This is a genomic window from Paracoccus sp. S-4012, from assembly GCF_009674885.1.
Lineage (GTDB): Bacteria > Pseudomonadota > Alphaproteobacteria > Rhodobacterales > Rhodobacteraceae > Paracoccus.
The window spans coordinates 1-9,576 of record NZ_WKKA01000033.1 but is presented as its reverse complement, the minus strand read 5'-3'; the positions used below and the strand labels follow the sequence as shown (position 1 = coordinate 9,576).

Here is a 9,576-nt window from a genome sequence, read left to right as displayed (position 1 = left end):
GTCCTAGAAGATCGCGCGGGCGCCGATGGAGGTGCCTTCTGGCGCCGCAACCTCCCCGCGAACAGGACGTCCGTATTGGAGCAAGCTCAGACGCCGAGAGGGAAGCCTTGTTCGGATCGTAGCGCGTCCGATGCCCACGCCGCGGCTCCGATCACAGTCGAATGGGGCAATTTTCGTAGTAATGATTCATCGACGCTTCATGGCGTCTACCGAGCGACGTAAAAATATGACATTGGCACCTCTCGGATGTCCGATCTTGTCCGAAGGGACCTGCTGTTCACAGGGCTTTATTGATGATCGAGTAGGAACTGGTCTGAGATGCCCCAATCTGGACGCATTATTCGTCTTTCTGCCGCATTCCGCAGAGAGCCGCTGGGGCGGGCGCCGGGGACTCAACTCTTTCCGGCGGCCGCCCCCACGGAAACCACGCTCATGGGCCTGCAGGGGCCCCTCCAGAGTCGCTATGAGCGCACGCTGGTCGTTGCCAGCTCAAGCGCCACGCAGCCCTCCCCAGCCGGCCTATCGACGAACGACGCCGCCCGATGCTGTCGCTGCGTATCGTTAAACGGGCGGCGCCTCCCGCGGGCGCATCCGTTCCGCGCCGCTACTGCTCCAGCGAACCGTGAACCACCTCACCGCCCAGCATCGTCAACTCTGCGGTCAGCGACTTCAGCTCCTCGTCCGAGACCGACATCAGATCCCCAGAAAGCACCGCCAGGTCGGCGAGCTTCCCGACCTCGATCGAGCCGCGGTCCTCCTCGGTGCCCACCAGGTAGGCGCTCTCGATGGTCCACAGGCGCAGCGCTTCCTCACGAGTGATCGCCTGCTCCGGCCCGAGAACCGAGCCGTTCATCAGCTCCCGCGTGGTCATCCACGAAATCGACAGGAACGGGCTGGCCGGGAGGACCGGGGCATCGGTGCCGCCGCTCGTCTCGACCCCGGCGTCGAGCAGGGATCGGATCGGAATGGCGTAGGCCGCGCGTTCCTCGCCCCAGTAGCGCAGCTGGTTGTGGCCCAGCAGAAGCGCGTGGTCCTGCACCGTCGCGAGGACCTGCATCTCCTTCATCCGCTCCATCGCATCGGCGGACGGCAGGAAGACATGCATCAGCGCCCAGCGGAGATCGCTGATCGGCGTGGTTGCGTTCACCGCCTCGTAGGCATCGAGCGCCGCGTCGATCGTGGCGTCGCCGACGGCATGGGTCTGGACCTGCCAGCCATCCTCGGCGATCACCTTGTAGGCCTCGACCAGCTCCTCCTGCCCGCCCGGCGGCAGCAGCAGCACGCCGCGGAACTCCGGATCGGTCTGCTCGCCCTCGACGATCTCGTAGGGCTCGTTGAGGTAGGCGCCCTCGACCCCGCCATCGAGCAGGAATTTCACCCCGTCGATCGACAGCATGTCGTCAGAGAAATCCCGGTCGTAGCTGTCGACGAAGGTCTGGGCATCCTCGAGGCCCCTGATCCGGTAGAGCAGGCTGGTGCGGACCGTCAGCTCCCCTTGCTGGCGCAGCTGGTCGTAAAGCTCGATCTGCTCGGCGCTGAGGCCCGGCTCGACGACCCCGACCACGCCGTAGGCGTTCAGCTCCTTCATGAAGTCCGTCAGCAGGCGGGCCTGATCCTCCGGCGGGGCCCCGGGCGGCAGGACCTCCCGGACGAGGTATGTCGCGCTTTCCAGAAGCACCCCCGTCGGCTCGCCCTGCTCGTCGCGGACGATGATCCCGCCCTCGGGGTTCGGCGTGTCCCTAGTGATCCCGGCGGCGGCGAGGGCCGCGCTGTTCACCGTCACGACATGCCCGCCACGCGGCACATAGACCGGGTTGTCCGGGGAGACCGCATCCAGATCGTGTCGCGTGGGAAGGCGCCCCTCGGCCAGCGTGCTCTCGTGCCAGGCGCTCGATGCCTGGATCCACTCCCCCGGCGCGGTTTCGGCCACGCGGGCGGCCACGGCCTCCTGCACGTCGGCGATGGACCGCGCGTCGAGGAACGAGACCAGGGGCGCATTCAGCGCGGCACTAAGCTGGTGCAGATGGTTGTCGATCAGTCCCGGGACGACCGTCCTGCCGCCAAGATCGATGTTGCGGGTATCCGGTCCGACGAGGGCCGAGACCTCTTCATCCGAGCCCACCGCGACGAATCTTCCGTCGGAGATGGCCACGGCGCTGACGCTCGAGAAGTCGTCGTCGACGGTAAGGATGTTGCCGCCGGTCAGGACGATGTCGGCTGTTCGTGCAGCTGCATCCTGAGCCAGAACAGGCGTCCCCATGCCCCAAGCCAGCGCGATCGCGCTGATCGACGCTCCACGCAAAAGCAGGTCCGTCATCATCTTCCTCCTCGACGCCGTTCCCCACGACACTCAGAGCAGACCGCGACACGGGGCCGCGAGTCAACGATGGGCAGGATTCCACCTCACAGCCGGTCCCGCGGGAACATGCTGCCTCGCTGTGGCAGCAACCGCTTTCGATGAGGAATGGCTGACCTTCCGCAGATCCCGCGCAGCCGTGGCGCTCTGGGAGGCGGCATCGCGCCACGCATTGAGCCTCCACGTGGAAGCCCTAGAACAACGCGCTGACCTCGATGGGGATGCGTTCTGGCGCCGCTAGCTCCCCACGGCCAAGACGTCCGGATCCCAGCGGGCGCCGCCCGCTCCAGCATTCGATGCTCACCCTTCCAGATCGCGTGCGAGCCACCAACTCGCCGCGGCCAGAAGCCCGGCGGTCGCGAGGCAGAGCGCAAGGCCGCCGAGCTGGTAGCTCACGCCCGACAGTAGGGTGCCCAGCAAGCGGCCTGCAGCGTTCGCCATATAGTAGAAGCCAACGTCCATCGTCACACGCTCTGCCCTGGTGAAGGCCAGGATAAGGTAGGAGTGGACGGAGGAACTGAGGGCGAAGACGACGCCGAAGAGCAGCAGCCCCGCCACGAGGGTAACCGTGAGCCACAGCGAGGGACCACCGGCCATGAGGGACAGCGTCGCCAGGGCAAAGGGGATGATGGCGAGCCGACCCGCCCAGCTCGCGGCCATCTCCGTGATCCGAGCCAAAGGTTGACCTCTTGCTCGGAGCAGGTGCGGTGCGTTCGCCTGAACTGCACCATAGCCGATCGTCCAGAGCGCCATGAAACCGCCGATCAGGAAGAAGGCAGCGCGCCGCCCGTCTGGCGTCCCATCGGAGAGCACGGACTGGAAATAGACCGGGATGCCGACCACGAACCAGACGTCCCGCGAGCCGAACAGGAACATGCGCGCCGCAGACAGGCGGTTGATGCGCCGGTCCTTCGACCAGACCTCGGAGAACTTCGCCTCCTTCCTGCCCCGCGGGAGCCCGGCGGGCATGAAGATCGCGACGGCGAACAGGATCAGGGCCAGCAGGACCGCCATCCCCCAGACTGCCTGGGTGAAGCCGAACAGCGCGAGCGCGGCGGCCCCGATGAAGAAGCCGGCACCCTTGACCGCGTTCTTCGATCCGGTCAGCACCGCGACCCAGCGGAACAGCCCGCCGTCCTCGCTGGGGGCCAGCAGCTTCACCGCGCTCTTCGAGGACATCTTGGCCAGGTCCTTCGCGACGCCGGAAACACCCTGCACCGCCATCACGAAGGCGACGGACGCGACGACGCCCCAAGTGGGATCGAGCTGCGCGAGCGCAACCAGCGCCGCGATCTGCAGCGCCAGCCCGGCATAGAGCGTCGACGTCAACCCGAACCGCGCCGCGATCCAGCCCGCCGAGAGATGGGTGACGATCCCGGCGAACTCGTAGAGCAGGAACAGCCAGGCGAGCTGGATCGGCGAGAAGTCGAGGCCGTTGAAATGCAGCAGCACCAGCATCCGAAGGGCGCCGTCTGACAGCATGAACGCCCAGTAGGCGACGGTGACGGCGACGTAGGCGGCAAGGCCGGGGTCCCGCGCGGCGCCGGGTCCAGACGTCACAGCTGCCCCGCAACCATGCGGGTCACGTCGAGCAGGCGGCAGACATAGCCCCATTCGTTGTCATACCAGGCGTAGACCTTCAGCTGCGTGCCGTTCACGACCATCGTCGAGAGCCCGTCCACGATCGCCGACCGCGGATCGTTCAGGTAGTCGGTCGAGACCAGGGGCCGGTCCTCATAGCCGAGAACCCCGCGCAGCAGACCTTCGGCGGCTGCCGCGAACAGGCCGTTGACCTCGTCGACCGAAACCGGCCGCGACATCTCGAACACGCAGTCGGTCAGCGAGGCATTCAGCAGCGGCACCCGCACCGCATGGCCGTTGAGCCGGCCCTTCAGCTCCGGATAGATCAGCGTGATCGCCGTGGCCGAGCCGGTCGTCGTCGGGATCAGGTTGGCCAGCGCCGACCGCGCGCGGCGCAGGTCCCTGGCCGGCCGATCGACGATGGTCTGGGTGTTGGTCACGTCATGGATCGTCGTGATCGAGCCATGCGAGATGCCGATCTGCTCGTGCAGCACCTTGACCACCGGGGCGAGGCAGTTCGTGGTGCAGGACGCGGCGGTGATCAGATCATGCTGCGCCGGGTCAAAGAGGTCGTGGTTGACGCCATAGACGATGTTCAGCGCCGCTTCATCCTTGATGGGAGCCGACACGATGACCTTGCGCACCCCGGCCGCGAAATAGGGCGCGCACTTCGCCGGGGTCTTGAAGACGCCGGTGCAGTCCACGACGATATCGACACCCGAGAGGTCAAGGTCCTCGATCCGGCTCGCCTGCGACAAGGGAACGCGTGCCCCATCGAGGTTCAGCGCGTTGCCTTCGGCGGCCACGTCGCGCCACCGGCCATGCACGCTGTCGAAGCTGAGCCACAGTGCGTGGTCCTCGGCCGATCCCACGGGATCGTTCAGCAAGGCGATCTGCTGCGCCATGCCCTCGTCGACCATGCGGCGGACGAGCAGCTTGCCCATGCGGCCGAGGCCGTTGATCGCGATGCGGCTCACGAGGTCGCCGCCTTGCCCTGGTCCGCGCCGATTTCATCGACGCGATGCTGCAGAGCTTGCCGCTGAAGGCCGGTGATCGACAGTTCGACGAAGGCGATGATGCGGTGCCGCAGCTCGCTGTAGGCGCGGGAGAAGGCGAGGCCCTTCTCCGCCTCGGTGCCGGAGGCCTTGACCGGGTCGGCGACGCCCCAATGTGCGGTGATCGGCTGGCCGGGCCAAGGCTGGCACGTCTCATCCGCAGCCCGGTCGCAGACGGTGAACACGAAGTCCATGGCCGGAGCGTCGGGCCGCTGGAATACGGAGATGTTCTTGGCCTCCATGCCGGCGGTCGTATGACCGGCGCGCTCGAGCATCGCGATGGCGTAGGGGTTCAGTTCGGAATGCGGCTTCGTGCCTGCCGAATATGCGTTGCACCGGCCCTTTCCGAGGTCGCGCAACAGCGCTTCGGCGAAGATGGAGCGCGCCGAGTTGCCCGAGCAGATGAACAGGACGTTGAAGGGTTCCTGGGTCGTCATGGCAGTGGCTCCTTCGCCGCTGGTGCACGAGAACGCCCGACCGCGGCAGCAGTCGAGCGCGAGGAAGTCGATCAGTCGGCCGGCGGCGTCGGTGTTGGCGCGGTAGAGCACTGCGCGCCCATCCCGCTGCCCTTGGACCAGCCCCGCTGCTTCCAGGTCCGAGAGGTAGTTCGACAGCGTATTGGGCTTCAGCCGCAGGACCGCGGCCATGTCCCGCGGCCGCATGGGTTGTGGCGCGTGACGGACGAGCAGCCGGAAGGCCTCGATCCGACCGGGGTGGGCAAGAGTGGACAGGCCGCGAATGACAGAGTGGATGTTCATGGAATCATGAATATCCGAGCGCCATGACGGATTCATGACGACGATCAAGGCAGCGCCTCGCTGGTTGCTCTGGTCTTGCACCAGCGAGCAACATCGATTAATCGGGAAACATGGATGAAATGGAAGCCATCGCAGCCTTCGCGGCCCTCGGTCAACCCACAAGGCTGGCCGTCCTGCGCCTGCTCATCCAAACCGGACCCGACGGGATGGCGGCGGGGGAGATCGCCGCTGCGCTCGACGTTCGACAAAACACCTTGTCCACGAATCTCACCATCCTCAGCCAGGCTGGCCTGATCCGCGGCGAACGACACGGGCGCTCGATCCGCTATGCGGTGGACATGGAAGGAGTGCGCGGCCTGATCTCGTTTCTTCTCGAGGACTGCTGCAAAGGCCGGCCCGAACTGTGCCGGCCCCTGCTCGACCAGATCGCCTGCGCCTGCTGAAAGGACGACGCACATGACCAAGCCTGACCCAGGCCGCGCCTCGCCGGCGGGCCACCTGCCACCCTCCGAGCTAGGTTCGGCATGACGGACGCCATGACCGCCGACCGCCCTGTCCTCGGCGGGTTCGAACGCTGGCTGTCCCTCTGGATCGCTCTCGCGATGGCAGGGGGCATCATGCTCGGCGTGGCCATGCCCGGTCTGGTCGGCGCCATTGCCGCGGCGGAGGTCGCCGGGATCAACCTCGTGGTCGCGGTCCTGATCTGGGCGATGGTCTATCCGATGATGGTGGGCGTGGACTTCGCCTCCGTCCGCAGCGTCGCGCGCCAGCCGCGCGGCCTGCTGATCACGCTCGCGATCAACTGGGCGATCAAGCCGTTCACCATGGCAGCGCTCGCCGTGCTGTTCTTCGAGCACATCTTCGCGCCCTGGATCGAGCCGGCCGACGCGCAGCAATACATTGCCGGACTGATCCTGCTGGGGGCTGCGCCATGCACCGCCATGGTCTTCGTCTGGAGCCAGCTGGTGCGCGGCGACGCCGCATATACGCTGGTTCAGGTCTCGGTCAACGACCTGCTCATGGTCGTTCTCTTTGCCCCGATCGTGGCCCTGCTTCTGGGAGTCACCGACATCGCGGTGCCGTGGGAGGTGCTGGTCCTCTCGACCGTGCTGTTCATCGTGCTGCCGCTGATCGCAGGCTGGCTGACGCGCCGCCGCCTGGGGAGTTCCGAGGCCATCGCTGCATTCACGACCCGGGTGAAGCCCTGGTCCATGATCGGCCTGATCGCGACGGTGGTCATCCTGTTCGCGCTGCAGGGACGGATGATCCTCGATCGACCAGCCGTTATCGTCATGATTGCGTTGCCAATCCTCATCCAGTCCTACGGCATCTTCGCCCTCGCCTATGCGGCGGCATGGTCGCTGAAGGTGCCGCACCGCATTGCCGCGCCCTGCGCCATGATCGGCACCTCCAATTTCTTCGAACTTGCCGTGGCCGTGGCGATCAGCCTGTTCGGTCTGAACTCGGGCGCGGCGCTGGCGACGGTCGTGGGTGTGCTGGTCGAGGTGCCGGTGATGCTGTCCCTGGTCGCTTTGGCCAACCGGACGCGCGACCGCTTCCGGCCTCAGCCGGCGATCGACGCGCGCGAGACCATTGTGCGCGGGAAGGTGGTGAAGCAGTGAGCGCCCGGTTCCCTCGCGTCGGCGAGGATGGCTTCGACTGGACGCTGAACCGGGGCATCGACGCTTCGCTGGTGCCGCGTCCTCAGGCGGCAGAGTTGACCTCTGCCCAGGATTCCGGGCATCCGCCCCGCATTGCGGTGCTGACCGGCTCTCTGCGTGAGCGGAGCTTCTCGCGTCTCGCGGCGGAGGAGGGCGCGCGGATCCTGCGACACCTCGGCGCCGAGGTCCGGTTCTTCGACCCGACGGGCCTGCCGCTGGTGGACGCCGTCCCCGAGGACCATCCCAAGGTGGTCGAACTCCGCGACCTGGCGATCTGGTCGGAGGGGATGGTCTGGTCCAGCCCTGAACGGCACGGCGCCATGACGGGATTGATGAAAACGCAAATCGACTGGCTGCCGCTGTCGCTCGGGGGTGTCCGGCCCACTCAGGGACGGACGCTGGCCGTCATGCAGGTGTCCGGCGGTTCGCAGAGCTTCAACGCGGTCAACCAGATGCGCATCCTCGGTCGCTGGATGCGGATGATCACCATCCCGAACCAGTCCTCGGTCGCGCGGGCGTGGGACGAGTTCGATGCTGCGGGGCGAATGAAGCCCTCACCCTACCTCGCGCGCATTGTCGATGTCATGGAGGAGCTGATGCGCTTCACGCTCCTGACGCGAGGGCGGCCATCGTTGACCGACCGCTATTCGGAAAGGCTCGAGAGCGCCGAAGCGCTCTCGAAACGGGTCAACCAGGCGAGGATCTGACGAGCCTTACAGCTGCGCCTCCAGCCTCTTGAACGACATGCCCCGGACCGCCGTCGGCGCTGACGACAGCTTGCGGATATCGGCCCAGGTCTGCTTGTAGACCGGAGTCACCAACTCGTTGGTGCCGGAGGAGATCACGTTGCCCTGGGTTCCGCGCGGGCTGCCGAAGATCATGAAGCTCTGCTTCGGCTTGGCGGTATCCATCGGGTAGGCGATCGCCTGGGTCGCGCCGTTGTCGTTGACGACCTCGACGAGATCCCCCTGACTGACGCCGATCTCGGCCATGTCGGTCGGGTTCATCTCGATGATCGGGTAGGGCCAGCGATCGAGGACGAACTCGTTGCCCTCATCCATGAACCAGTTCTGCCGGTTGATGTTGGTCCGGCCGTTGTTGATCAGGAACGCGAACTTCTCGCTCTCCTCCTGCTTGCCGGGCGTCGCATAGCCGCACCACTCGCCGGCCATGAACCGCGCCTTGCCATCCTCGGTCGAGAACTTTCCGTCGGTGTAGAGCCGCGGTGTGCCGATGATGGTCTCGCCCTCGACCCCGGTCGCCGGCTCCTGGAAATCGTTGTTGCCCATCGCGCGCAGCCGGTCATAGGTCACGTGCTCGCCGCCATTGGCGTGCTTGCGATAGCCGTCCTCGAAGGCGTCGCCCTCGCCCTGCCAGTCGTAGCCGGTGAACTTTTCCGCGAGATCCCGCTGGCCGAGGTCCAGCACTGCCTGCCGCACCGCCTGGGCGATCCCGGCAGCGATCATGCAGTCCGGTCGGGCACTGCCGGGCGGATCTATGTAACGTTCAACCAGTCGCATGCGCCGCTCGCCGTTCATCGACGTCAGGTTCATCTCGCCTGAGATCACGGCTGGCAGCACTACATGGCTCTACTTGCCCATCTCGTTGTGAATGATGTCGACGTTGACCGCGAAGAGGCCACCCTCGTCAATGGCGCCCTTGGCATCGAAGCCGCCGAGCGCGCGGAGCCGATTCACGCCAGTTCGGTCCTTCGCGCGGCGAGGAGCGGCGAGGCGCCCTCGCGCGGCAGCATCCAGCCGCCGCGCAGGCCGACCTCGATCGCGTCGCCGGTGGCAGCGCGGGCGTCGAGGCGCAGCGTCAGCGGTCCGGCCTCGGGCAGGTCGTCGAGCAGGATGTCGGCGACGTGGTAGCCGTCCTCGTAGCGCGCGGCGCTGACGCGGGAAGGAAAACCGCCGGGCTGCGGGACCAGGTCGCGGGCGTGGAGGCAGAGCCATGCGGGCCGCGACTCGACCCGACCCGGGACCGCAACTTCCCGCCCGCCGATCCGCACCCGGCGGCGCCCGTCCGGCAGCCGGCCCGTGACGTCATCACTGCTGCAAGTCATCACAGAACCGTCACCTTCGCCGACTAGGGATGCCCGGCCGCACGTCCAGAGGCGCAACGCCCCGGGCGGGTGAATGACATCGATGGAGTGGAAGATGACA

9 protein-coding genes are annotated in these 9,576 nt (G+C 66.5%); 3 read left to right on the top strand and 6 right to left on the bottom strand.

What is annotated here, in order from left to right; translation table 11 throughout:
- Window positions 1–604: 604 nt before the first annotated feature.
- The 4 genes from GI374_RS18465 to GI374_RS18450 form a co-directional block, all read right to left on the bottom strand.
- Window positions 605–2,317, bottom strand: a complete 1,713-nt coding sequence (locus tag GI374_RS18465) for an amidohydrolase (RefSeq protein WP_195759990.1) — start codon at window positions 2,315–2,317, stop codon at window positions 605–607.
- A gap of 339 nt (window positions 2,318–2,656) precedes the next feature.
- A complete protein-coding gene (arsJ, locus tag GI374_RS18460) occupies window positions 2,657–3,916 on the bottom strand; it encodes an organoarsenical effux MFS transporter ArsJ (protein ID WP_370515479.1) in 1,260 nt (419 codons plus the stop codon).
- Window positions 3,913–4,914, bottom strand: a complete 1,002-nt coding sequence (locus GI374_RS18455; RefSeq protein WP_370515478.1) for an ArsJ-associated glyceraldehyde-3-phosphate dehydrogenase — start codon at window positions 4,912–4,914, stop codon at window positions 3,913–3,915. The genes arsJ and GI374_RS18455 overlap by 4 nt, the downstream gene beginning before the upstream one ends.
- Complete coding sequence (locus GI374_RS18450) at window positions 4,911–5,798, bottom strand: ArsR family transcriptional regulator (RefSeq protein WP_370515477.1); 888 nt, start codon at window positions 5,796–5,798, stop codon at window positions 4,911–4,913. Before GI374_RS18450 ends, GI374_RS18455 begins: the two co-directional genes overlap by 4 nt.
- Window positions 5,799–5,860: 62 nt before the next feature.
- On the opposite strand from GI374_RS18450, the gene GI374_RS18445 reads away from it, so the two are divergent.
- The 3 genes from GI374_RS18445 to arsH all read left to right on the top strand — a co-directional run bounded on the left by GI374_RS18445 (window position 5,861) and on the right by arsH (window position 8,118).
- Window positions 5,861–6,193 carry a helix-turn-helix transcriptional regulator gene (locus tag GI374_RS18445; RefSeq protein ID WP_154338464.1) on the top strand — a complete coding sequence of 111 codons (333 nt, stop codon included), beginning with the start codon at window positions 5,861–5,863 and terminating at the stop codon, window positions 6,191–6,193.
- An 81-nt stretch (window positions 6,194–6,274) separates the two neighbouring features.
- Window positions 6,275–7,372 carry an ACR3 family arsenite efflux transporter gene (arsB, locus tag GI374_RS18440; protein ID WP_154338463.1) on the top strand — a complete coding sequence of 366 codons (1,098 nt, stop codon included), beginning with the start codon at window positions 6,275–6,277 and terminating at the stop codon, window positions 7,370–7,372.
- 68 nt (window positions 7,373–7,440) lie between these two features.
- A complete protein-coding gene (gene arsH, locus GI374_RS18435; protein WP_195759991.1) occupies window positions 7,441–8,118 on the top strand; it encodes an arsenical resistance protein ArsH in 678 nt (225 codons plus the stop codon).
- 6 nt (window positions 8,119–8,124) lie between these two features.
- Here arsH and GI374_RS19580 read toward each other — a convergent pair whose 3' ends face one another.
- Both GI374_RS19580 and GI374_RS19575 read right to left on the bottom strand, forming a co-directional pair.
- Window positions 8,125–8,877 (bottom strand): molybdopterin dinucleotide binding domain-containing protein, encoded by a 753-nt coding sequence (locus tag GI374_RS19580; RefSeq protein WP_229583581.1) that lies wholly within the window; start codon window positions 8,875–8,877, stop codon window positions 8,125–8,127.
- Between the two features lie 227 nt (window positions 8,878–9,104).
- A complete protein-coding gene (locus tag GI374_RS19575; protein WP_229583580.1) occupies window positions 9,105–9,476 on the bottom strand; it encodes a hypothetical protein in 372 nt (123 codons plus the stop codon).
- Window positions 9,477–9,576: the final 100 nt, after the last annotated feature.